Source organism: Streptomyces sp. JNUCC 64 (genome assembly GCF_054484115.1).
Map to the genome: position 1 here is coordinate 286434 of NZ_CM137015.1, position 22217 is coordinate 308650.

Below are 22217 nucleotides of genomic sequence, written 5' to 3' on the forward strand. Positions count from 1 at the left end.
TCGGGACGCTACACCTGGGCCCAGACCGTCTGGCCGGTGTCGCTCTGCCGGGCGCCCCACGCGTCGGACAGCGCCACCACGACCTCCAGGCCCCGGGCGTACTCGCGCAGAGCCAGCACGGGGTCCCCGCCGCCCTCCGGAGGGTCGACGGGACGGGGGCTCGGCATGCAGGTGCAGGGCGGCCCCTGGACGGTGACCCGGACGGGGCCCCGCTGCCAGTGCTCCACCTGGCAGCGCACCCGGTCGGCCCCCGGGTGTCCGGGGCCGGTGGTGGCGTGCAGGACCGCGTGCGTGACGATCTCGGAGACGAGCAGGACCGCCGTCTCGGTGACGGACTGGTCCACGTGCCAGCGCGCGAGCGCCGCACGGATGTGCGCCCGCGCCTGACGGGGGCCCTCGGGGCCCGCCCGTACGTACCGGGCGAGCGTACGCGGCCGATCCGTCGTCCGGGCGCTCCGCTGCGGGCCCAGCCTGGGCTCGGGACGCTCGCGGTCGGTCATATCTCCACGATGCCCGCGATCCGGGAGCTGCGCAATATCCGCTGATCAGGTGATATTCAGTGATCTCCGAGCGGCTGGCATCGGAGACACCCCGGGAGGGAGCGGGTCCGGACGGTGGCGGGGCGGACACGGCGCGTGGGCACGGTACGGGCGCTCGCACCCACGCCGGGTACCCCACCCCGGTAACCCGACCGCCCTCCGCGCCCCGGCCGCGCACCATGGCGCGCCCGCACCCCGCACCCAGCACCCAGCACCCAGCACCCAGCACCCAGCACCCAGCACCCAGCACGTCCTACAGCGTGCGAGTGCCCCCGTGCGGCGTGCGCCGGTCGGAGTGCGTCCGGTCCACCCGAAGGAGTGCGTTTTCTGACCCGTTCGCGTCTGACCGGCACGTGCCGCCGCCCACCGGCCGACCCTTCTGGTGGACTCGCTGACCGATCGAAGCCCCATTCCCCGGGCGGACGTTGGCCGGACGGCCAGCGGAAGGAGCGCGACCAGTGACACGACGCGGTACGGGCCCGGTCGGCGGCGCCCCGAAGGAGCGGCCCCCCGCCGAGCGGATCGCGCGGGGCCCCGACGGGCGGTTCAGGACCCTGCTGGCGGCGTGCGTCGCGGGCGCCGCCCTCACCGGCGCCACGCTGTCCGCGGCGGCCCCCGCCAGCGGCGCCCCGTCGACGGAGCGGACCGTCGCACGGGGCACGAAGACGGGCCTGGTGCACGGGGCCCCGCCCGGTGCCCACGGCTCGCGGGGGACGGCACGGCGGGTCGCCTCCGGGGTGACGTACCGGCACTACGACATCGACACGCCGCGCGGCGTCACCCACGGGCATCTGGTCACCGTGGACCTGGAGGACCCCGGGGTCGAGGTCGGGCTGCTCTACCCGTCGGTGGTCGGGGCCCGCGCCACCGTCTCGTCACTGGCGAACGCCGAGGGCGCGGTGGCGGGGATCAACGGCGACTTCTTCAACATCTCCGAGACCCAGCACCCGGGCGTCTCACCGACCTACGCGCCGGTCGGCCCGGCCGTCGCCGCCGGGCGCGCCCTGAAGGCCGCGGTCCCGCGCAAACAGCGCTTCGGGCCGTCGCTGCCCTCGGGCACCGCCCCCGAGGACGTCCTCGGGGTGGACGACACGGGCCGGGCCCGGCTGGACCGGCTCCGGCTCGACGGCGCGGTCACCACCCCCGACGGCAGCGTGCCGCTGCTCGGGCTCAACCAGTACGCCCTGAAGAACGGTTCGGTGGGGGCGTTCACCGCGGACTGGGGAAGCCGCTCCCGGCTCCGCGCGACCTGCGGCAGCGACACCAGCCGGGGCGCGCCGTGCAGCGAGGACACCCATGAGGTGACCGTGCGCGGCGGCGAGGTCGTCGACACCAGCGACACGCCCGGCGACGGTCGGATCGGCGGCGGCACGACGGTGCTGGTGGGCCGGGAGGAGGGCGCGCGGCAGTTGCGGAAGCTCGCGGTGGGCGACCCGGTGACCGTGCGGCACCGGCTCGTCCCCGCGACGGCGGGCGTGTCGTACCGGTTCGCGATCGGCGGGTTCCCGGTGCTGCGCGACGGGGCCCCGCTCGCCGGGCTCGACACCGGCACCGCCGCCGTGCGCACCGCGGCGGGGATCGGACGGGACGGACGCAGGCTGCTGCTGTTCGCGGTGGACGGGGCGAGCGCCTACCGCAAGGGGCTGACCCTCGCGGAGCTGGCCCGGGTGCTGCGGGACGCGGGCGCCGACGACGCGTTCAACCTCGACGGCGGCGGCTCCTCCACCCTGGCGACCCGTTCCCCGGGCGCGACCCGGGTGTCCGTGCGCAACCACCCCACCGACGGCTCGGAGCGGATGGTCGCCAACGGCATCGGGGTCTTCGTCCAGGAGTGAGCGTCCGGGTGGCGTGCGGGGCCGTCCGTCGTGGACGGTGGCTCACGGTCCCGCTCCGGACGACCGTTTCCGTCGGGGGGAACCGTCCAGGGCGGCCGTCAGCCGGGCGGTGTCCGGGCTGACGGGGCGTCGTGACGCGAGCAGATCGGAGACCAGCCGCTTCCAGGCCCCCGCGTGCGCTCCGGACAGTGCTTCGGACACCCGGCCCGGGACGTACCGGGGCGGGCCGCCGGGCGGGGCGAGGGCGTCGGCCACGGTCCGGATCGCTCCGGGGAGGCGGACGTCATCGGGGTCGGCGGCGGTCCGCAGGAGCGCGGCGGCGAGCAGCGCGACCGGGTCATGTCCGCGATGTCCCGCAGGTGTTCCCGGGTGATCCGCTCCCGCAGCCAGTCGAACAGCGCCGACGCCGACCGCGGCCAGCCGGGCAGTCGGCGCGTTTCCACCCGGAACCTCCTCCGGGCGCACCAGGGGCGTGCGGGCCGGTGGGCCGTCCTGACGTCGTCGTGGTCCACGGGTCATACGGGCCCCCTGCCGCGTTCCCGGCCGTAGTCCGGGAACCCTATCGCCCGGGAGACCGTCTTCCAGCCCGAGGCGACCGAAACAGTCCGCTTAGCCGATTGTCGTACCTCCTCTACGATCGTCGGCGTGTGCGCAGACGTCATGGTCGCCGAGGACGACGACAAACAGGCCGAACTGATCCGCCGTTACCTGGAACGGGAGGGGCACGCCGTCACGCTCGTCCGGGACGGCCTGGCCGTCCTGGAACGGGTCCGGCAGCGCGAACCGGACCTGCTGATCCTCGATGTGATGATGCCGAAGGCCGACGGGCTCGACGTCGTCCGGGTGCTGCGGGCCGAGTCCCGCGGGGTGCCGGTGCTGATGCTGACGGCCCGCAGCACCGAGGACGACCTGCTGCTCGGGCTGGACCTCGGCGCCGACGACTACATGACCAAGCCGTACAGTCCGCGCGAGCTGATGGCCCGGGTGCGCACCCTGCTGCGCCGCGTCCGCAGACCCGCGCCGGACGGGGCGCCCCCGCCGGACCCGGGACCGAGACCGCTGCGGGTCGGGGCGCTCACGGTCGACCCCGGGCGCCACGAGGTGAGCGTGGACGGCGCGGCGGTCGAGTGCACCCCCGGGGAGTTCCGGCTGCTCGCCGCGATGGCCGCTGAACCCGACCGGGTGTTCAGCAGACAGCGGCTGCTGGAGGAACTGCACGGCTTCGACCGGTACATCAGCACCCGCACCGTCGACGTCCACGTGATGAACCTCCGCAAGAAGATCGAACGCTCCCCGCGCCGCCCGGTGCGGCTGCTCACGGTCTTCGGGGTGGGCTACAAGCTCATCGACCCGGACCGGGGCCGGGACGGCCGGGGTGCCTAGGTTCCGGCAGTCGACGGCGGGCCGGGGCGCGCGGCCCCGACGCCTGCCGCTGCGCAAGAGCATGCTGGGGCGGTTCCTCGCCGTGTCGGCGCTGGTGGCCGCGTGTTCGGTGGCGGCGACGGCGTGGATCGCCGTGCAGACCACCTCGGGGGCGATCCGCAAGGAACAGGGGCGGCTGATCGCCGACGACGCGCTCATCTACGACACCCTGCTCGGCTACGCGGCCACCCGTCCGGACTGGAAGGGCGTCCAGCCCACGGTGGACCGGCTGGCGCAGCGCACCGGACGCCGGGTGGTCCTCACCGACTCCGGCCGGAGCCCGTTCGCGGACTCCGGCGACGACGCCTCCCGTCCCCGGCTGCCGCCGAAGGAGTCCGCGGTGGTGAATCCGCTGTCGGTGGACGCCGGACTGTCGTCACTGGCCGACGGCGGCACCGACGAACGGGTGACCCGCCGGACGGTCACCCCGGAGGAGGTCGTCCCCTCCCTCGCCCCGCGCACCCCGACCGTCCCCCTCCCCGTGGCGTCCCCCTCGCCGATCGTGGCGCCGGACGAGTTCCCGCCCGGCCGGGTCGCCCCGAGCCCCCTGGCGAGCCGGGGGGCGCCCCTCGGCGGCACGGAGGGGACGACGCGCGCCGCGCCCCCGGCGTCCCCCTCCCCCACCGTCAGCGCGGCGGTGGCCCGGATCGATCCGCGCGCGGTGGGCCCGTTCCGGCTCTCGGCGGCGGACCGGAAGCGGCTGCGGAAGCTCGCCGACGAGCAGGCCCGCTGTTACGCCGAGGGCGGTCTCACCGTCACCGTGGTCACCGGTCCCAGCGGACGGCCGCGGGTCGAACGGGACCAGCGGCTGGAGGACTCCGGGAGGATGTTCCTGGACGCCCGGCGGTGCGGCTCCAACGGTCTCGACACGCCGACCCCGTCGGAACGCGCCGCCCTCGACGAGCTGGACGGCCTCACCAACACCTGCCTCAGCCGTGAGGGACACCCCCGGGTGACGGTCGCCCTCAACCTGACCTGGGCCCCGGCCTCCCCGGGCGGGGCCGAGGGCTCCCTCAACGACCAGACCGTGACGGAGTGCCTGGACGGCGCCCGGCGCGAGCAGTTGTCGCCCGACCACGTGGCCGCGCCCGCGCTGCTGTTCATCACCGAACCCGACGGCGGCACCCCCTCGACGTTCGACCTGTCGGCCGACAGCACGGCGAAGATCGCGGGGGCCGCCGCGCTGGTGCTGGCACTCACCGTCGGGGTCTCGGTGCTGGCCGGGACCCGGCTGGTGCGTCCGCTGCACGCGCTGACGGGGGCGGCGCAGCGGATGCGGGACGGGACGGACGCCGACCGCTGGACGCCCGTCACCGTCCCCGGGGACAGCGAGATCGGGCGGCTCGCGGCGGCGTTCAACGAGATGGCGGCCCACCGCACCCGGCTGGAGGAACAGCGCAAGGTGATGGTCAGCGACGTCGCGCACGAGCTGCGGACCCCGCTGAGCAACATCCGGGGGTGGCTGGAGGCCGCGCAGGACGGGATCGCGGATCTGGACCGGGCGCTGGTGTCCTCGTTGCTGGAGGAGGCGGTGCAGCTCCAGCACATCATCGACGACCTCCAGGACCTCGCCGAGGCCGACGCGGGGATGCTGCGGCTGCATCCGGAACCGGTGCCCGTCGCGGAGTTGCTGACCCAGGTCACGGCGGCCCACCAGGCCCGGGCGGACGCGGCGGGGGTGACGCTGACGGTCCGTGCCTTCGACGGGGAGCGTCCCGGGAGCGGGTACCCCGATCCCTGGGCCGATCCGGTGCGGCTGCGGCAGGCGGTGGGCAACCTCGTCTCCAACGCGGTCCGGCACACCCCGGAGGGCGGGGAGGTGACCGTGCGGGCGTACCGCGACGGACCGGACGGGGACCTGCTGCTGGAGGTCCGGGACACCGGGGAGGGCATCGCGGAGGAGCATCTGCCCTATGTCTTCGACCGGTTCTGGCGGGCGGAGAAGTCCCGCAACCGGCGGACCGGGGGCAGCGGTCTGGGGCTCTCGATCGTCCGGCGGCTGACGGAGGCGCACGGGGGAACGGTGAGCGTGTCGAGCGCGGTGGGCGCCGGGTCGGTGTTCACCCTGCGCGTCCCGTCCGGGGGCCAGGGAACGGGGCCGGAGGCCGACGGGACGGGGTGAGCGGCGCCGGACGGGCCGGGGCCGGGAACGGGGCCGGTCACGGCGGGGCGGTCGGTCGTCGGCCGTCCGGCGGCCGCGCCGAGCGGGACCGGTGGGTGACCAGGGCTGATGCGATCAGCACAACGCGCTGACAGGTTCTTCACATCGCCGGGCCAGTCTTGCGGACATGCCCGGCGGGGCGGTCAGGACCGGACCGCCGGGGGCCACGATCCCGCTCGAAGGGAAGACCCTCCCATGTCCCATCACACCGTTCTGCGCCGGGCCGTCCTGGTGACCGTCGCGGTCGGCGGCGTGCTCGCCCCCGCCACCGCGGCCCTCGCCGCCGACGGTGACGGGGAGCGTCCGCTCTCCCTGTCCGCCGGTTCCGGACCGTCCCCGTCGCCGGTCGTCGAGGAGGGGGAGCGGGCCACACCGAGCGGGGGCGCCACCCCGGGCCGGGCGACTCCCTCGCCCACGGTGGAACCGTCGGCGGGCCGCACTCCCACGGTGGAACCGTCGGCGGGAGGCGGGCCCTCGACGACGGGGAAGCCCGCTCCGTCGCCCACCCCCTCGCTGGACCTCTCCACCGAGAGGCCCCGCGAGGGTGACCGGGCCACGCCCTCCCCCCTCGTGGAGGGCTCGCTGTTCCCGGACCGGAAGGCGGACCTCTCCGCCCGTGACCACGCGGAGACCCCCCGGGGCGGTGTCGCCGCGGGCGAGCGTCCCGGAGCGGACCGCGACGGCACCGTCGCCCTCGCCGGTTCGGCGGCCGGTCTGCTGATGCTGGCGGGCGCGAGCACCGTCGTGCTGCGCCGCCGCGCGGCGGTCCGCCGCGACGGCTGATCCGTCCCGGGCGCCGTCCGGACGGTCCCGGACGGCGCCCGGCCACCGCCCGGCCCTCCCGTCCGAACCGACCTCCAGGACTCCCGTGACCCCGTCGCTCCGCTCCACCGTCATCGGACCGGCCCTGCTCGCGCTGCTGGCGGGCGCGGCCCTCACCGGCTGCGGCTCCGAACCGGCGCCGCCACGGGACTCCCGGCCCGCCGCCGCCCCGGAGTCCACGGGGCCCACCGCGCCCGGAACGGCCGGTGGTTCCTCCGCCGCCACGGTGCCGGAGGAACCCGTGCGGGTGTCCGTGCCGTCCCTCGGCGTGTCCAGCGCGCTGATGCCGCTGGGGCTCAACCGGGACGGGACGGTGGAGGTGCCCCCGGCGGACCGGGGGATGACGGCGGGCTGGTACACCGGCAGACCGGTGCCCGGGGAACGGGGGCCCGCGGTGATCATCGGGCACAACGCCACCCGGCACGGGCCGGGGGTGTTCGAGCACCTGGGAAAGATCCGGAAGGGGGCGCGGATCACGGTGCGGGACGCCGGGGGGAAGAACGTCCACTTCCGGGTGACCGGACGGGAGACCGTGCGCAAGAAGGCGTTCCCCACCGAACGCGTCTACGGCGACACCGACGACCGGGCCCTGCGGCTCATCACCTGCGACGGCGGGTTCGACGCCGAAGGGCACCCGGTGGACAACCTGATCGTGTACGCGGTCAGGAGCTGAGCCGGTCCGGGGGCCGGGGGGCCCACGGATCAGGGGGAAAAGGGGAAGAAGGGGAAAGCGGGTCCGTCCGGACAGGGGGTCCGGACGGACCCGCTCGCCGTCAGGCGGCCGCGGCGGGAACCGCGCAGGGACAGGGCCGGTACTCCAGGCCGAGTTCACGGTCGACGGCCGCGCTGGTCCGGGTGGCGGCGGCGGTGACCTCCTCCCAGGAGCCGTACTTGGCGTACAGCTGGTCCGCCGTCGGGCCGAGCGGGTTGCCGTACTTGGCGGTGTTCCGCTCCTCCAGCCGCCGCACCTGCTCGGGGGTCATCCCGGCGCGGGTGATGTCCTTGGCCTCGTTGCGCAGGTCCACCATCCGCCGGGCGATCTCCTCCTCCGAGGCGCCCCGGGCCCGCATCGCGCACTCCTCGCGGTCCATGTCGGCGAGCAGCCCGTGGTAGCGGACGCGGACGTCCCGGGAGGACACCCGTTCCTCGGGGGTCTGGGCGCGGATCTGGCAGACCACGGGCTCGGGGCTGTCGCACGGCCCCTGGCCCGGGGGTTCCTGGGAGAGCGGGGCGACGACGACCGAGCCGCACTCGACGGGGGCGCAGAGGGGCCGGGCGTTGGCGGTGGCGCCGGGCAGCAGGATCTGGGCGACGAGGACGGCGGGCAGCACGGCGTGCCGGACGAGGGCACGGATTCGAGGTGTCGGCATGTCCGGCATCCTGGCGCCGCCCCGGGGCCCGGGGCGGGGTCACACGCGTGCGGTCGCCCGTCCGGGCAGCGGGTGTCCTCCTCGTGGGGGACACGTCCGTCCCGGCGTGCGAACGGGCGCGTGGCACGGGAGGTGCCCGCCCGCGTCACGGGGACGGCCGTGGTCAGCCGGACGCCGTCGGCGCGCCGTCCCCGGTCAGTTCCGCCCAGGTGACCGTCCGGTCGCACCAGCGTTCCAGCAGGACGCGGTCGTGGCCGACGGCGAGCAGCGCGGCGCCCGACTCCGCGCGGTACTCCTCGACGACGGCGACGAGCGCGGCGGTGGTGGAGGCGTCGAGCATGGCGGTCATCTCGTCGGCGATCAGCAGCCGGGGCCGCAGGACGAGCGCGCGGGCGAGGCAGGCGCGTTGCAGCTGGCCGTCGCTGACCTCGTGGGGGCGGCGGCGGAGCAGGTCGGGGCCGAGGCCGACGGTCCGGGCGAGGGCGGCGACGCGTTCGGGGACCTCGGCCGAGCGACCGGTGGCGCGCAGCGGTTCGGCGATGACGTCCGCGAGGGGGAGGCGGGGGTCCGCGGCGAGCCGGGGCTGCTGGAACACCACGCCGACCGCAGTGCGCTGGGCGCGCGGCGCCTGGTGGCGCCAGCCCCGGACGGGTTCGCCGTCGAGGTCGACCTCGCCCGCGTAGGGGCGGTGCAGCAGGGCGGCGACCCGGGCCAGGGTGGACTTGCCGCAGCCGCTGGGGCCGAGCAGTCCGACGGATTCGCCGGGGCCGACGCTCAGGTCGACGTTCCGGACGACCGGGGCCCGTCGGTCGTATCCGGCGGTGAGGGAGCGCAGTTCAAGCACGGGCGGCCTCCTCGGCGGCGGTCCGGGCGGGGCGGGGGTGGTGGCAGGCGACCGGGGTGGGGACGGGGCGGACGCCGCAGCGGTCGGTGGCCCGGTCGCAGCGGGCGGCGAAGGCGCAGCCGTCGGGCAGGGCGCTCAGTTCGGGCGGCATCCCGGGGATCGGGGTGAACGCCCTTTCGGGCAGGGCTTCGAGGAGTCCGTGGGCGTAGGGGTGACGGGGGCCGGGGGCGCCGAAGAAGTCGGCGGCGGGGGCGGTCTCCACGATGCGGCCCGCGTACATCACGGCGACCCGGTCGGCGATCCGGGCGGCGGCGGCGAGGTCGTGGGTGATGAGGAGGAGGGCGCGGTCGTCGCCGGTGTGGCGGCGGAGTTCGTCGACGGTGCGGTCGACGAGGTCGCGGTCGAGGCCGGTGGTGGGTTCGTCGGCGAGCAGCAGGGGCGCGTCGCCGACGAGGGCGAGGGCGGTGGCGGCGCGCTGGGCGAGGCCGCCGGAGAGTTCGTGGGGGTGGCGGTCGAGGTGGTCCTCGGGGAAGGCGGCGCGGGCGGCGGCGGCCCGGGCGGCGGCGCGCAGTCCGGCGCGGGGGACGCGGGCGACCTCGCGGAGGGTCTCCTCCAGTTGGGAGCGGACGGTGCGGACCGGGGTGAGGTGCGCGGCGGGGCTCTGCGGGACCAGGCCGACGCGACGGCCTCGGACCCGGCGGGCGAGGGTGGCCTCGTCGGCGGTGAGCAGGTCGAGGGGGGCTTCGCCGGGGCCGCCGTCGAGGAGGGCGGAGCCCGTGGTCTGGGCGTTGGCGGGCAGCAGCCCGAGGAGCGCGGAGGCGAGGACGGACTTGCCGCAGCCGCTCTCCCCGACCAGGGCGAGGCACTCGCCGCGCCGGAGGTCGAAGTCGGCGTCGCCGACGGCGTGGACATGGGCGCCGCCGCGCATCCGGAAGCGGACGGACAGTCCCCGCACCGACAGCAGGGGCGTCTCGCCGGGGCGGTCGGCGGGGTCGGTGGGACGCGCGGCGCGGGTCACAGCATCAGCTCCGATCGGCGGCGCGGGTTGAGGTGTTCGCGCCAGACTCCGGCGAGCCCGGCGATGGCCAGGGTCGGGACGATGATGAAGAGTCCGGGGAAGAGGGTGGGCCACCAGTCGCCCGCGAGGAGGGAGCCCCGGGCGCTCTGGACGAGGGTGCCGAGGCTGGCCTGGTGGGTGGGGAGTCCGAGGCCGAGGAAGGAGAGCGCCGACTCGTGCCAGATGGCGTGCGGGACCATCAGCACGGCGGCGAGTCCGGCCTGGGGCAGGACGCCCGGCAGCAGATGGCGCACCGCGACCCGGCGGCGGGAGGCGCCGCCGGAGACGGCGGCGTCGATGTAGGGCCGGGAGCGCAGCGAGAGCACCTCGGCGCGGACGATCCGCGCGGTGGAGAGCCAGTGGGTCACGGCCACGGAGAAGACGACGGGCCACACCCCGGGGCGGAACATGGCGACGAGGAAGATGCCGAGGAGCAGGTGCGGGACGGAGGCGAAGGCGTCCACGAGCCGCATGACCAGCCGGTCGACCCAGCCGCCGAGGAGGGCGGCGGCGGTGCCCACGGCGGTGCCGATGACGGTGGCGACGAGCGCGGCGACCAGTCCGACCAGCAGCGAGACCCGTAGTCCGTAGACGCAGCGCAGCAGCAGGTCGCGGCCGACGTCGTCGGTGCCGAAGGGGTGTTCCCAGGACGGGGGCAGGAGTTTGGCGCCGAGGTCGACGGCCTGTTCGTCGAGGTGGACGAGGGGCGGGACGACGAGGACCGCGAGGACGACGGCGATGACGACGGCCCCGGAGGACCACAGCCGCCAGGCGTGGGTGGAGCGCCGGGTGCCGCCCCGGGAGGTCCAGACGGGCGGCGTCTCCTTGGTGAGCGGCACGGTGGGGACGGTGTCAGCCATCGAAGCCCACTCTCGGGTCGGCGAGGCCGTACAGCAGGTCGGCGACGAGGTTGCCGAGCAGGACGGCGACGGTGGCGAGCACGGTGAGCGCGGCGAGCAGCGGGAAGTCGACGGAGGTGGCGGCCTCGACGGTGGCGGCGGCGATCCCGGGCCAGCTGAAGACGGTCTCGACGAGCAGGGCGCCGGTGATGAGTTCGGGGACGCGGGAGCCGACGAGGGTGAGCACCGGCAGCAGCCCCGAACGCAGGGCGTGTCCGGTGAGGACGGTGCGGGGGGCGAGGCCCCGGGCGCGGGCGCCGCGCACGGGGTCCTCGTCCAGGGCGTCGCCGACGCCCTGGCGGACGTAGAGGGCGAACCACGGCAGTTGGGAGACGGCCAGCACCAGCGCGGGCAGGACGAGGTGGTGCGCGACCTGCCCGGCGGTGACGACGGTGCTGCCGGTGTCCGTGAGGCCGCCGGCCGGGAGCACTCCGAGCTTCAGGGCGAACAGCCAGACCGCGAGGAGGCCGAGCCAGAACGGCGGGGCGGCCTCCAGGACGTAGGCGAGGGAGGTGACGATCCGGTCGGCGGGACCGCCCCGGCGGCGGGCCGCGAGCACGCCGAGCGCGGTGCCGAGCAGCACCGCGACGGCGAAGGCGGTGGCGGCGAGCAGCACGGACCAGCCGACGCGTTCGGTGATGACGTCGAGGACGGGCTGGCGCATCACGCTGGAGTCGCCGAGGTCCCCGGTGACGGCGCCGGTGAGCCACTCCCACCACAGGGCGGTGAACGGCCGGTCGGGGTCGAGGTTGGCGCGGAGCTGGTCGAGGTTCTCCTGCGAGGCGGTGAGTCCGGCGGTGCCCGCGTACGCCTTGACCGGGTCGAAGGGGGAGGCGACGGCGACGGCGAAGACGCCGAGGGTGACCGCGAGGAGGATCGGCAGGGCGAACAGCGCGCGCCGTCCCGCGAGCCGGGCCATGGGGCCCCAGGGCAGCCCCCGCCCGGTGCGGGGGCCGCCCTCCTTGCCGTCGGGGCGCGGGGTCACTTCGCGGGCTGCCAGTCCTCGACGTTCCACCACGGGCCGGAGGCGAGGCCGTGGTCATGGGGTTCGACCTGGGTGGTGAGGGGGCCGAAGCGGTCCTCGGTGACGTAGAGGTGGTCGATGTGGGTGAGGAAGGTGTAGCCCGGGTTCTTCACCAGTTCGCGCTGGACGGTGTCGTAGGCGGCGGCGCGTTCGGCCTTGTCACCGCTGCGGCGGCCCCGGTCGAGGGCCTTGTCCACGGTGGGGTTGTCGTACTGGGCCATGTTGTTGAAGCCGTCGCCCGCGAGGGAGGACATGAGGAGGGTGTACTGGTCGAAGTCGGGGTCGGCCGGGGAGCCGCCGCCCGCGAGGACGGCGTCCTTGGACATCCGGGGTTCGATGACCTCCCAGGTGCCGGCCTGGACCTTGATCTCGATGCCCGCCTTCTTGGCGTCGGAGGCGTAGGCGAGGGCGTGTTCCTGGCGGAGCTTGTCGCCGGAGGGGTACCAGAGGGGGAAGGAGGCGCGGACGCCGTCCTTGGCCCGGACGCCGCCCTCGCCGGGCTTCCAGCCGGCGTCGTCGAGGATCTTCCGGGCGGCGGCGGGGTCGTGGTCGCGCTCGGTGCCCTCGGCGAACCACTCGCTGTCGGTGGGGACCGGGCCGTACGCCTCCTTGCCCGCGCCGTCGAGGATCGAGTCGACCATGGCCTCGCGGTCCACGGCGATGTCGAGGGCGCGGCGGACGGCGGTGTCCCCGGTGACCTCGTTGCCCGTGGGCAGGGTGACGACCCGGTAGTCGAAGGTCTTGGCGGCGTGCGTCTCGCGCCCCTCGTCGTCGGCGAAGGTCCCGGCGAGGTTGGGCGGGAGGATGGCGCCGTCGAGGTCGCCGGAGCGCAGCCGGGTGGCGCGGACGTCGTCGTCCTTGATGACCGCCATGGTGAAGTTCTTGATCTTCGGCGCTCCGCCCCAGTACGTGGGGTTGGCCTTGAAGGAGAGCTTCTCGCCCTTGGACCAGGTGACCAGCTGGTAGGGGCCGGTGCCGACGGGCTTGGTGGTGAAGGGCCCGTTGTTGACGTCCTGGCGGCCCGCGACGTGTTCGGGGGCGATGGGCAGGACGGTCCGCTCGGCGAAGGGCGCGTAGGGGTACTTCAGCCGGAAGACCACGGTGTCGTCGCCCCGGGCGGTGACGGTCTTCAGGGCGTCGAGTTCGCCCTTGGAGGCGTTGTTGGTCTTGGGGTCGAGGATGGTGCGGTAGGTGAAGACGACGTCCTCGGCGGTGAACGGCTCGCCGTCGCTGAAGGTGACGCCCTCGCGCAGCCGGTAGGTGTAGGTGAGGCCGTCGTCGCTGACCTCCGGCAGTGCGGCGGCGAGCGCGGGGCGCAGCCTCATCTCCGCGTCATGGGTGAGCAGCCCGTCGAAGATCTTGGAGTTGCCGTCCTTGCCGAAGCCGAGCAGCGGGCTCAGGCTCTCGGGCTCGTAGGCGATGCCGACGACGGCCGAGTCGGCGGGGCCGTCGGTCCCGCCGTCGCCGCCGGGTGCCGAACAGGCCGTCGCCACCACCGCGGTCGCGGCGGTCACCGCCACGATGCCCGTGCCCCGTATCGATCGGGCCCTCATCCCGTTCCACCCTCCGCGCACCCTGGTGCCTCTTGCCTTCTGCCGTTCGGACGTCATTGCGAACAATTCGCAACCGCGCATTATTCAACAGGTAAGAGGCACATCACCAGGTGGGGGCCTACGGAAGGGCGGACGCGGCCGGTCGGCGGCCTGATTCCGGGGTCGGCGCGGTCACCGGTGTGCGGGACCTCACACCGGAGGGTTCACCGCGCGGGGCGGGGACGGGGTCAGCCGGACTCCCGGCCCCCGTCCCCGTTTCCGCTCCCGCTCCCGTTCCCGTTTCCGTCCCCGGAACGGCTCGGGCGGGCCCGGACGTGCATCCGCTCGCCCTGCGGTCCGAAGAGGCTGAGGAACTCCACGGGGCCCTCGCCGGTGGAGCCGAACCAGTGCGGCACCCGGGTGTCGAACTCGGCCGCCTCCCCCGCCGGGAGCACCAGGTCGTGCGGACCGAGGACCAGCCGCAGCCGCCCCGCGAGGACGTACAGCCATTCGTACCCCTCGTGGACCCGGGGGTCCGGCTCCACCGCGCGGGCCGGTTCGATCACCTTGTACGCCTGGAGGCCGCCCGGCTGACGGGTCAGCGGGAACATCGTGCGCCCGTTCCTGCGGATCGGGCGCGAGCGGACCCGGGGGTCCCCGGCGGGCGGCGCCCCCACGAGTTCGTCGAGCGGGACCCCGTGCGCGCGGGCGAGCGGGAGCAGCAGTTCCAGACTGGGTCTGCGCAGCCCCGACTCCAGCCGGGACAGGGTGCTCACGGAGATCCCCGTGACCGCGGAGAGCCCGGCGAGGGTCGCCCCGCGCTCACGGCGCAGCGCCCGCAGCCGGGGCCCCACCCCCGCCAGCACCTCGTCGGTGCGGTCCCGGTCTCCGTCGGCGCGGTCCCGGTCGTCCTCGGCGGGGGCGGGGGGTCGTTCGTCGTGGGTCACGCGTTCATTGCAGGTTCGGCAACGCCGGTTGTCAATCGGGGACGGCCGGGCGGGCACACCACCGTCCGCGCCGGGCTCGCCTCGGCGCGGTCGTCGATCCCCGTCGCGGTCCTCCCGCCGGTGCTGGGCGCCCCGGGGTGCGACCCGGCCGGATCAGGGCGCGTAGCTGGGGTCCAGCTTGTAGAGCGTCGCCCCGACCTCGGTCATCACGCTGTCGGCGACCGCGGTGTGACAGGCCACCCCGAGGTCGGCCTCGAAGCGGGTGACGTCCGCCTTGCCCGCTTCGGCGGCCCCCTCGCCGCGTTCCCCGGCGAGGAGCCCGGCGGCCATCACCCAGCGTTCGGTGGGGGTCATCTGCTGCTGGTACTGGTCACAGGTGGTGTCGGCGGAGTCCCGCTTCCAGGTCTGTTCGTAGGTTCCGTCGGCACCCCGGACGGGACGGGGCTTGGCGTCGGTGGCGGGGCCGGAGCTGCCGGCCTCGGCGGTGGTGCTGGAACGGGTGCTCCCGGAATCCCCCGGAGTGTCGGTACCGCAGGCGACGAGCGTCGCCGACAGTGCGGTGATGGCGAATAGAGCGGTCCTGGTGCGCATGACGGTGCCCCCCACGAGAACAGTGGTTACAGGGCGACATTCTGTACACAGAAGGATCGCGTGAGCACGAATCCGAACGGTTCGTTTCCTACCCGTAACGCAGCGCCAAAGTGGTCTGGACCAGCGGTTTTATCTACCGGAAGGGTTCCCGGGGGCCTTCCGGAACCTCTCCCTCCGCCACCCTTCGGGGTCCGACGGCACGTCGGCCGGAGGTCCCACCTCCTGACTTCCCCGTGTACCACCCGCGCACACTCCGGCGCCCAGTGTCAACCCGTGCGCCGCCCTGTCCTTCCGAGCGCCCTCGGGCCGCCCCCCGCACCGGGGGGCCACCCCTCGGAACCGGCGGAGGCCCGACCGGACACCCGGCCGGGCCTCTCGCACCCCGTTCACTCCCGTTCACCGCCGGATCGGAGTGAACCCCGTGCATACGAACGAGTTCTCAGATCGCGTCGTGGAGCAGTCCGAGCAGCCGGTCCAGGACCCGGCCGCCACCGGCGCGCACCCCGTCGTGCTCGAACTCGTCGGTGACCCAGGTGCGCAGCCCGCGCACGGCCCGGGCGGTGGCGAGCGAGTGCTCCGTGTCCACGTACATGTCGTCGTGGTAGACCGCCGCGGCCACCGGGACCTCGTTGCGGGCGAGTCGCCCCGCGTCGTAGAGCGGGGCCCAGTCGGTACGCGCCGCCAGCAGCCCGGCGCTCTCGCGCAGCGGGCGCAGGGACGGGTCCACCTCGAACGCCCACGGGTGGACGGTCTCCCCGGTGAACGTCAGGGGCCCGTCCCCGGCGAGGGCGGCGTCCGCGTCGAACTCCGGGAACTCCGCGCGGACCCGCTCCGCCGACCAAGCCGTCGGCCGGTGGTCCTGGGCGTAGATGGCCTCGTGGACGACCGCGTACAGCGGGTTGCCCGCGTACGAGAGCAGGGCGTGCGCCTCCGCCAGGAACGCGTCCGAGAGGGCCGGTCCGGACGGGGTGCGGACGAAGGCGTCCTCCAGCAGGAAGTGCAGCCGGTGGCTGCCGTCGCCGGTGCCGAGCAGGATGCCGAGCGACTGGAAGGCGGGCACGGTCAGCCGGTAGCCGCCGTCCGTGACGGTCTCGTGCCCGGCGAGGTGGGCGGCGATCCGCCGGGCCCGCTCGACGTCCATCGGGTAACGGTCGTAGTGGGCGGCGACCTTGCGGGCGATCCGGGGGTAGGCGGCCCGGTAGACGTCGTCGGCGTGGGCGTCCAGGGACGGCAGCCCGCCCGTGATCAGGGCTCCGGCCAGCCCCTCGGGCGCGGCGGACAGGTAGTGGGTGGCGCAGAAGCCGCCGAAGCTCTGACCGAGGACGGTCCAGGGCGCCCCGCCGGTCAGACCGGGCCGGATCGCCTCGCAGTCACGGACGATGGAGTCCGCGCGGAACCGGGTCAGATACTCGGCCTGGGCCTCCGGGCCGCCGCGCAGGGGGAGGGTCTGGCGGTTGGCCGGAGTGGAGCGACCGGTGCCGCGCTGGTCGAGCAGCAGCACCCGGTACTCCTGGAGGGCCCTCGGCAGCCAGGCGGAGGCGCCCGCGAACCGGTTGGCGCCGAACCCGGGCCCGCCCTGGAGGTAGACCAGCCACGGCAGCCCCTCGGGGTCGCGCCCGGGCGCGACCGCCTCCCGGGCGAACAGCTCGATCCGCTCCCCCTCGGGACGGTCGTGGTCCAGGGGCACGTCGAAGTGGTGATCCGTGTAGACGACGCCCGGCTGGCGGTAGGTGAGAGGCACGGGGGTGCTCCTGTGGTGCATGGGGTCAAGGGGTTGAGCGTCCAGTGGACCACAGCGCCCGGCGCGCCGGGCGGGGGGCCCGCGAAGCCCCCCGTACCGGTCCCCCCACCGCGTAGGGTGCGAGCCGTCCGATCGTGCGGCCGACCGAGGAGGCTGGGGCGTGATGCGCGTCGCCCTGTTCCTGACCTGCGTCAACGACACGTTCTTCCCGGACACCGGGCGGGCCGTGGTCACCCTGCTGTCGCGGCTGGGCGTCGACGTGGACTTCCCCGTCGCGCAGACCTGTTGCGGACAGCCGCAGTACAACACCGGCTACCGGCACCAGACCGAACCGCTGGCGCTGCGCTACGCGGAGGTGTTCGCCGGGTACGACGCGGTCGTCACCCCCTCCGGGTCCTGCGCCGCGATGGTGCGCGAGCAGTATCCACGGCTCGGCCGCCGCGCCCGGGAGGAGGGCCGGGGCGGGGCGCTCGCCGGGGCGCTGGCCCCCGTCGTCCCCCGCACCCACGAGCTGACGGAGTTCCTGGTGGACGTGCTGGGGGTGACCGACGTGGGCGCGTCCTACCCGCACCGCGTCACCTACCACCCCACCTGTCACGGGCTGCGTTCGCTGCGGCTCGGCGACCGGCCGCTGCGGCTGCTGCGGGCGGTGCGGGGGCTCGACCTGGTGGAACTGCCGGGCGCCGAGGAGTGCTGCGGCTTCGGCGGCACCTTCGCCGTGAAGAACCCGGACGTGTCGGTGGCGATGGGCGTCGACAAGGTCCGGGCGGCGGAGGGCACCGGCGCCGGGGTGCTGTGCGCCGCCGACAACTCCTGTCTGCTGCACCTCGGCGGACTGCTCACCCGGCGCGGCTCACGGCTGCGGCCCGTGCACCTCGCGGAGATCCTGGCGAGCACGGACGGGGGCGCCCCCTCGTGAGCGGCACCTTCCTCGGCATGCCCGCCTTCCCGGTGGCCGCGCGCGACGCGGTCCGGGACGCCGCCCTGCGCCGTACGCTGCGCCACGCCACCCACACCATCCGCGAGCGGCGGGCCCGGGCCGTCGCCGAACTCCCCGACTGGGAACGGCTGCGGGAGGAGGGCCGCCGGATCAAGGACGACACGCTGCGCCACCTGGACCGTCACCTCGTCCGGCTGGAGGAGTCGGTCACCGCCGCGGGCGGCACCGTGCACTGGGCGGCGGACGCGGCGGAGGCCAACCGGATCGTCGTCGGCCTGGTCCGGGCGACCGGCCACGACGAGGTGGTGAAGGTCAAGTCCATGACCACCCAGGAGACCGGGCTCAACGAGGCCCTCGCCGAAGCGGGCGTCCGGGCGTACGAGACGGATCTGGCGGAGCTGATCGTGCAGCTCGGCGAGGACCGGCCCTCGCACATCCTGGTCCCGGCGATCCACCGCGACCGGGCCGGGATCCGGGAGCTGTTCGCCCGGCGGATGGGCGACTGGGGACGGCCCGCGCCCGAGGACCTGACGGACTCCCCCGCCGCGCTGGCCGAGGCCGCGCGGCTGCATCTGCGGGAGAAGTTCCTGCGGGCGGAGGTCGGGATCTCCGGGGCGAACTTCATGGTGGCGGAGACCGGCACGATGGTCGTCGTGGAGTCGGAGGGCAACGGCCGGATGTGCCTGACCCTGCCGAAGACCCTGATCTCGGTGGTCGGCATCGAGAAGGTGGTGCCCACCTGGCGGGACCTGGAGGTCTTCCTCCAGACCCTGCCGCGCTCCTCCACGGCCGAACGGATGAACCCCTACACCTCGATGTGGACGGGCGTCACCGACGGCGACGGACCGTCCGCCTTCCATCTGGTGCTCCTCGACAACGGCCGCACCGACGTCCTCGCCGACCGGGTGGGCCGTCAGACGCTGCGCTGCATCCGCTGTTCGGCGTGTCTGAACGTCTGCCCGGTGTACGAACGGGCGGGCGGACACGCCTACGGCTCGGTGTACCCCGGTCCGATCGGGGCGATCCTCGGACCGCAGCTGTGGGGGACGGACGACCCGGTCGGCGCCTCCCTGCCGTTCGCCTCCACCCTCTGCGGGGCGTGTTACGACGTCTGTCCGGTCGCCATCGACATCCCGGAGGTGCTGGTACGGCTGCGGGAGCGGGTGGCCGAGGGGGGACCGGCGGTGCGCGGGGGCGAGCGGGTGGTGCTGCGCCCCGCCCGGGGGCACGCGGCCGAGCGGGCGGCGATGCGGGCGGCCCGCTGGGCGTTCAGCCACCCCGCCGCCCTCACCGCGGCCCAGCGGATCGCGGCCCGGACCCGGCGGGCGCACCCCGCCCGGCTGCCCGGGCGGCCGGGCCGGGCCTGGACGGCCGACCGCGCGCTGCCCGCGGTGCCCCCCGAGTCCTTCCGCGACTGGTGGCGGCGGACCTCGGGCGGCGCGGACGGCACGGCGGAGGCGGGACGGACGGGCGGCGCACCGGAGGGGACGGAGGGGCGGACGGGATGAGCGGGCCGAGCGGAACGAGCGGGATGGGTGGAACGGGCAGTCGGGAGCGCGTCCTCGGCCGGGTGCGGAGGGCGCTGGCCCACGACGGCGGGCCGCCCGCCGGGGGCGACGGCCACGGGGACGGCGACGGCCGTGGGGACAGTGACCGCGACCGCGACGGCGACCGGCCCGTACCCGGCCCCGGCCGGGCCCACGGCGGCCGGGCCCCGGCCGAGCGGGTCGAGCTGCTGGCGGAACGTCTCGCCGGGTACCGCGCGCACGTCCACCGCGCGGACCCGGACGGGCTGCCCCGGCTGATCGCCCGGCTGCTGGACGCGCGCGGGGCGGACCGGGTGCTGGTCCCGTCCGGGCTGCCGTCGCGCTGGCTGTCGGCGGCGGGTCAGGAACGGGTGCCCGACCGGGCGTCGGACCCGCCCGCCGCGCTGGACCGGACCGGGAGCGTGCTGACCGGCTGCGCGCTGGCCGTCGCCGGGACCGGCACCCTGGTGCTGGACGGCGGCCCGGGCCAGGGCCGCCGCCGGATCACCCTGGTCCCCGACCACCACGTCTGTGTCGTACGGGTCCCGGACCAGGTGGTGTGGTCGGTGCCGGAGGCCGTCGGACGGCTCGTCCCGACCCGTCCGCTGACCTGGATCTCGGGGCCGTCGGCGACCAGCGACATCGAACTGGACCGGGTGGAGGGGGTGCACGGTCCGCGCGTCCTGGACGTGGTGCTGCTGGGCGGCGGCGCGTGTGCGGGGGCGGACGGCCCCGGTTAGCGTGGGGGAATGATCCGGTTCGAGCAGGTCGGCAAGCGCTACCCGGACGGGACGACGGCCGTGGACGGGCTGGACTTCGAGGTGGCCGAGGGGGAACTGGTCACCCTGGTGGGGCCGTCGGGCTGCGGCAAGACCACCACCATGATGATGGTCAACCGGCTCGTCGAACCCACCACGGGACGCGTCCTGGTCGACGGCGAGGACGTCGCCTCGGTGGACCCGGTGCGGCTGCGCCGCCGGATCGGGTACGTCATCCAGCAGGTGGGGCTCTTCCCGCACCGGACGGTCCTCGACAACACGGCGACCGTGCCCGCGCTGATCGGCTGGAAGAAGGACCGGGCCCGGGAGCGGGCCGCCGAACTGCTGGACCTGGTGGGCCTGGACCCGGCGACGTACGGCTCCCGCTACCCCGATCAGCTCTCCGGCGGTCAGCGGCAGCGGGTGGGCGTGGCGCGGGCGCTCGCGGCCGATCCGCCGGTGCTGCTGATGGACGAGCCGTTCGGGGCGGTGGACCCGGTCGTCCGGGAGCAGTTGCAGGACGAGTTCCTGCGGATGCAGGCGGCGGTGCGCAAGACGGTGCTGCTGGTCACCCATGACATCGAGGAGGCCGTCCGGCTCGGTGACCGGATCGCCGTGTACGGGCAGGGCCGCGTCGAGCAGTACGACACCCCGGCCGCGGTCCTCGGGACCCCCGCCACGCCGTACGTGGCCGGGTTCGTCGGCGCGGACCGGGGGCTGAAGCGGCTGTCGGTGACGGCGATCGAGCCGGACGACCTGGAGCAGCCGGTCGTGGTGCGGACCGCCTGGTCCGCCGGGCGGGCGGTCCAGGCGCTGCGGTCGGCGGGGGCCCGTTGGGCGGTGGTGCTGGATCCGGCCGGGGATCTGCGCGGCTGGGCCGGGGCGGACGAGCTGGCGGGCGCGGACACGGGGGACGCGGTCGGGGACCATGTCCACCGGATGAGCGCCTGGGTGCCGGTCGGGGCGCCGCTGAAGCAGGCGTTCGGGGTGATGCTCCAGCACGACGCGGGGTGGGTGGCGGTCCTCGACGGGGCCCGGTTCCTGGGGGTGCTCACTCCGGCGAGGCTGCACGAGGCACTGCGGCGGTCGGTGGACGCGGACGCCCGGGGAGTGGCCCGGGACGAGGCGTCGTTCGACTCGGTGCCGGACGTCTGAGACGGGGACGTCACCTCCGAGCCCGGCCCGGGCCGTCCCGGACGACGATAACGGCGGACGGGCGGGGGACGGGGACGGACGGTCAGAGCAGGCCCTTCTCCGTCAGATAGGCGCGGGCCACGTCCTCGGGCAGCCGCCGCCAGCTGTCCACCCGCTGGTTGAGGTCGGCGAGGTCGGCGGTGGTGAGGACCTCGTTCACCCGGTCGAGGGCGGTCCGCACCCGGGCGCCGCCCGCGCGGGAGCGGTTGACGACGGGGACGACGTAGTCGGCGTTCTGGAGGTGCTTGTCGTCGGCGAGGATCACCAGTCCGAACCCGTCGAGCGTGGCGTCGGTCGTGGTGGTGAGGACCATCTGGTCCCGGCCGTCCTGCACCGCCTTCTTCGCCTGGGTGGTGCCCACGCCCTTGGGGTCGACTCCGGTCACGTCGATGCCGTAGACCTCCTTCAGCCCGGGCGCGCAGTACGGGCGTCGCACGCATTCGTCCCCGGCCGCCAGCCGCACCGGCAGCCCGGACCGGCCGAGGTCGCTGAGGGTCCGCAGACCGTGCTCGCGGGCGTAGGAGCCGGCCACCGCGAACGCGTTCTGGTCGACGGCCCGGCCCGGGTCGAGGACGACGAGTCCACGGGGCCGGGCGAGCCGTCGCAGGGCCGTCATGGTGGTGGCGAGGTCCGGGGAGCCGACGGGGGCGGCGTCGGAGCCGTTCTCCTTGGCGTTCAGCCAGTCCGCGAAGGTGGCGGCGTACTCCGGGACGACGTCGATCTGCCCGGACTCCAGGGCGGGTTCGTACAGTTCGCGGTTGGCGACGGTGAGCAGCCGCACCCCGTATCCGGCGTCCCTGAGGAGCAGGGCGTACATCTGGGCGAGCAGATCGCTCTCGGTGAAGCCCGCCGAGCCGACGACGAGGTCACGGCTGTCCCCGGGCGGGGCGGTGACGGCGTCCCGGTCCTCCAGGGCGGGGCCGCCCGCGCAGCCCGCCGGGAGGAGGACCAGGACGGCGAGCGCGAGAGCCCCGCAGAGGAGGGTCCGGGCGCGGGCGGTCACCGGGGTCCGGGA

General features: G+C 75.1%; 21 protein-coding genes. 9 read left to right on the top strand and 12 right to left on the bottom strand.

Annotated elements, in window-relative coordinates; translation table 11 throughout:
* Positions 1-8: 8 nt before the first annotated feature.
* Entirely contained in the window at positions 9-500 is a 492-nt protein-coding gene (locus tag ACVWNX_RS01120; protein WP_454411940.1) for an ATP-binding protein, read from the bottom strand.
* A 593-nt stretch (positions 501-1093) separates the two neighbouring features.
* Between ACVWNX_RS01120 and ACVWNX_RS01125 the strand changes: the two genes are divergently transcribed.
* Positions 1094-2374 carry a phosphodiester glycosidase family protein gene (locus tag ACVWNX_RS01125; protein WP_454415037.1) on the top strand — a complete coding sequence of 427 codons (1281 nt, stop codon included), beginning with the start codon at positions 1094-1096 and terminating at the stop codon, positions 2372-2374.
* Positions 2375-2416: 42 nt separating this feature from the next.
* Here the strand turns inward: ACVWNX_RS01125 and ACVWNX_RS01130 are convergent, their stop codons facing one another.
* Complete coding sequence (locus tag ACVWNX_RS01130; protein ID WP_454411941.1) at positions 2417-2629, bottom strand: hypothetical protein; 213 nt, start codon at positions 2627-2629, stop codon at positions 2417-2419.
* 405 nt (positions 2630-3034) lie between these two features.
* Here ACVWNX_RS01130 and ACVWNX_RS01135 point away from each other — a divergent pair, with 405 nt between their 5' ends.
* The 4 genes from ACVWNX_RS01135 to ACVWNX_RS01150 all read left to right on the top strand — a co-directional run bounded on the left by ACVWNX_RS01135 (position 3035) and on the right by ACVWNX_RS01150 (position 7452).
* The gene (locus ACVWNX_RS01135) at positions 3035-3757 is read left to right on the top strand and encodes a response regulator transcription factor (protein WP_454415038.1); all 723 of its coding nucleotides are present in this window, start codon (positions 3035-3037) and stop codon (positions 3755-3757) included.
* Between the two features lie 61 nt (positions 3758-3818).
* On the top strand, positions 3819-5918 hold the full coding sequence (locus ACVWNX_RS01140; protein ID WP_454415039.1) for an ATP-binding protein: 2100 nt from the start codon (positions 3819-3821) through the stop codon (positions 5916-5918).
* Between the two features lie 234 nt (positions 5919-6152).
* Positions 6153-6740, top strand: coding sequence for a hypothetical protein (locus ACVWNX_RS01145; protein ID WP_454411942.1), 588 nt, complete (start codon positions 6153-6155; stop codon positions 6738-6740).
* Between the two features lie 85 nt (positions 6741-6825).
* Complete coding sequence (locus tag ACVWNX_RS01150) at positions 6826-7452, top strand: class F sortase (RefSeq protein ID WP_454411943.1); 627 nt, start codon at positions 6826-6828, stop codon at positions 7450-7452.
* A 100-nt stretch (positions 7453-7552) separates the two neighbouring features.
* On the opposite strand, the gene ACVWNX_RS01155 is transcribed toward ACVWNX_RS01150, so the two are convergent.
* The 9 genes from ACVWNX_RS01155 to ACVWNX_RS01195 all read right to left on the bottom strand — a co-directional run bounded on the left by ACVWNX_RS01155 (position 7553) and on the right by ACVWNX_RS01195 (position 16784).
* Positions 7553-8149, bottom strand: coding sequence for a hypothetical protein (locus tag ACVWNX_RS01155; protein WP_454411944.1), 597 nt, complete (start codon positions 8147-8149; stop codon positions 7553-7555).
* Between the two features lie 163 nt (positions 8150-8312).
* On the bottom strand, positions 8313-8993 hold the full coding sequence (locus ACVWNX_RS01160; RefSeq protein WP_454411945.1) for an ABC transporter ATP-binding protein: 681 nt from the start codon (positions 8991-8993) through the stop codon (positions 8313-8315).
* On the bottom strand, positions 8986-10026 hold the full coding sequence (locus ACVWNX_RS01165) for an ABC transporter ATP-binding protein (RefSeq protein WP_454415040.1): 1041 nt from the start codon (positions 10024-10026) through the stop codon (positions 8986-8988). The genes ACVWNX_RS01160 and ACVWNX_RS01165 overlap by 8 nt, the downstream gene beginning before the upstream one ends.
* Positions 10008-10910 (bottom strand): ABC transporter permease, encoded by a 903-nt coding sequence (locus tag ACVWNX_RS01170; RefSeq protein ID WP_454411946.1) that lies wholly within the window; start codon positions 10908-10910, stop codon positions 10008-10010. Before ACVWNX_RS01170 ends, ACVWNX_RS01165 begins: the two co-directional genes overlap by 19 nt.
* A complete protein-coding gene (locus ACVWNX_RS01175) occupies positions 10903-11868 on the bottom strand; it encodes an ABC transporter permease (RefSeq protein WP_454415041.1) in 966 nt (321 codons plus the stop codon). Before ACVWNX_RS01175 ends, ACVWNX_RS01170 begins: the two co-directional genes overlap by 8 nt.
* A gap of 62 nt (positions 11869-11930) precedes the next feature.
* A complete protein-coding gene (locus tag ACVWNX_RS01180; protein ID WP_454411947.1) occupies positions 11931-13526 on the bottom strand; it encodes an ABC transporter substrate-binding protein in 1596 nt (531 codons plus the stop codon).
* Between the two features lie 227 nt (positions 13527-13753).
* A complete protein-coding gene (locus ACVWNX_RS01185; protein WP_454415042.1) occupies positions 13754-14371 on the bottom strand; it encodes a helix-turn-helix domain-containing protein in 618 nt (205 codons plus the stop codon).
* Positions 14372-14605: 234 nt separating this feature from the next.
* Positions 14606-15043 (bottom strand): hypothetical protein, encoded by a 438-nt coding sequence (locus ACVWNX_RS01190; protein WP_454411948.1) that lies wholly within the window; start codon positions 15041-15043, stop codon positions 14606-14608.
* Positions 15044-15482: 439 nt separating this feature from the next.
* Positions 15483-16784, bottom strand: coding sequence for an alpha/beta fold hydrolase (locus tag ACVWNX_RS01195; RefSeq protein ID WP_454411949.1), 1302 nt, complete (start codon positions 16782-16784; stop codon positions 15483-15485).
* A gap of 163 nt (positions 16785-16947) precedes the next feature.
* Between ACVWNX_RS01195 and ACVWNX_RS01200 the strand changes: the two genes are divergently transcribed.
* Genes ACVWNX_RS01200 through ACVWNX_RS01215 form a run of 4 tightly spaced genes read left to right on the top strand, consistent with a single transcriptional unit; the run spans position 16948 to position 21163 of the window.
* Positions 16948-17703 (top strand): (Fe-S)-binding protein, encoded by a 756-nt coding sequence (locus tag ACVWNX_RS01200; RefSeq protein WP_454411950.1) that lies wholly within the window; start codon positions 16948-16950, stop codon positions 17701-17703.
* Complete coding sequence (locus ACVWNX_RS01205) at positions 17700-19232, top strand: lactate utilization protein B (RefSeq protein ID WP_454411951.1); 1533 nt, start codon at positions 17700-17702, stop codon at positions 19230-19232. Before ACVWNX_RS01200 ends, ACVWNX_RS01205 begins: the two co-directional genes overlap by 4 nt.
* Positions 19229-19990 carry a LutC/YkgG family protein gene (locus ACVWNX_RS01210; RefSeq protein WP_454411952.1) on the top strand — a complete coding sequence of 254 codons (762 nt, stop codon included), beginning with the start codon at positions 19229-19231 and terminating at the stop codon, positions 19988-19990. The genes ACVWNX_RS01205 and ACVWNX_RS01210 overlap by 4 nt, the downstream gene beginning before the upstream one ends.
* Before the next feature lie 9 nt (positions 19991-19999).
* Positions 20000-21163, top strand: coding sequence for an ABC transporter ATP-binding protein (locus ACVWNX_RS01215; RefSeq protein ID WP_454411953.1), 1164 nt, complete (start codon positions 20000-20002; stop codon positions 21161-21163).
* Positions 21164-21245: 82 nt separating this feature from the next.
* Here ACVWNX_RS01215 and ACVWNX_RS01220 read toward each other — a convergent pair whose 3' ends face one another.
* Positions 21246-22205: an ABC transporter substrate-binding protein gene (locus tag ACVWNX_RS01220; protein ID WP_454411954.1), complete on the bottom strand. Its 960-nt coding sequence runs from the start codon at positions 22203-22205 to the stop codon at positions 21246-21248.
* Positions 22206-22217 lie beyond the last annotated feature (12 nt).

Excerpts from the sequence above, each read along its gene's own strand:
- ACVWNX_RS01135 (WP_454415038.1), top strand. The coding sequence starts at position 3,035 with ATGGTCGCCGAGGACGACGACAAACAGGCCGAACTGATCCGCCGTTAC.
- ACVWNX_RS01175 (WP_454415041.1), bottom strand. The coding sequence starts at position 11,868 with ATGGCCCGGCTCGCGGGACGGCGCGCGCTGTTCGCCCTGCCGATCCTC.
- ACVWNX_RS01140 (WP_454415039.1), top strand. The coding sequence starts at position 3,819 with ATGCTGGGGCGGTTCCTCGCCGTGTCGGCGCTGGTGGCCGCGTGTTCG.
- ACVWNX_RS01170 (WP_454411946.1), bottom strand. The coding sequence starts at position 10,910 with ATGGCTGACACCGTCCCCACCGTGCCGCTCACCAAGGAGACGCCGCCC.
- ACVWNX_RS01180 (WP_454411947.1), bottom strand. The coding sequence starts at position 13,526 with ATGAGGGCCCGATCGATACGGGGCACGGGCATCGTGGCGGTGACCGCC.
- ACVWNX_RS01215 (WP_454411953.1), top strand. The coding sequence starts at position 20,000 with ATGATCCGGTTCGAGCAGGTCGGCAAGCGCTACCCGGACGGGACGACG.
- ACVWNX_RS01210 (WP_454411952.1), top strand. The coding sequence starts at position 19,229 with ATGAGCGGGCCGAGCGGAACGAGCGGGATGGGTGGAACGGGCAGTCGG.
- ACVWNX_RS01190 (WP_454411948.1), bottom strand. The coding sequence starts at position 15,043 with ATGCGCACCAGGACCGCTCTATTCGCCATCACCGCACTGTCGGCGACG.
- ACVWNX_RS01200 (WP_454411950.1), top strand. The coding sequence starts at position 16,948 with ATGCGCGTCGCCCTGTTCCTGACCTGCGTCAACGACACGTTCTTCCCG.
- ACVWNX_RS01155 (WP_454411944.1), bottom strand. The coding sequence starts at position 8,149 with ATGCCGACACCTCGAATCCGTGCCCTCGTCCGGCACGCCGTGCTGCCC.
- ACVWNX_RS01145 (WP_454411942.1), top strand. The coding sequence starts at position 6,153 with ATGTCCCATCACACCGTTCTGCGCCGGGCCGTCCTGGTGACCGTCGCG.
- ACVWNX_RS01120 (WP_454411940.1), bottom strand. The coding sequence starts at position 500 with ATGACCGACCGCGAGCGTCCCGAGCCCAGGCTGGGCCCGCAGCGGAGC.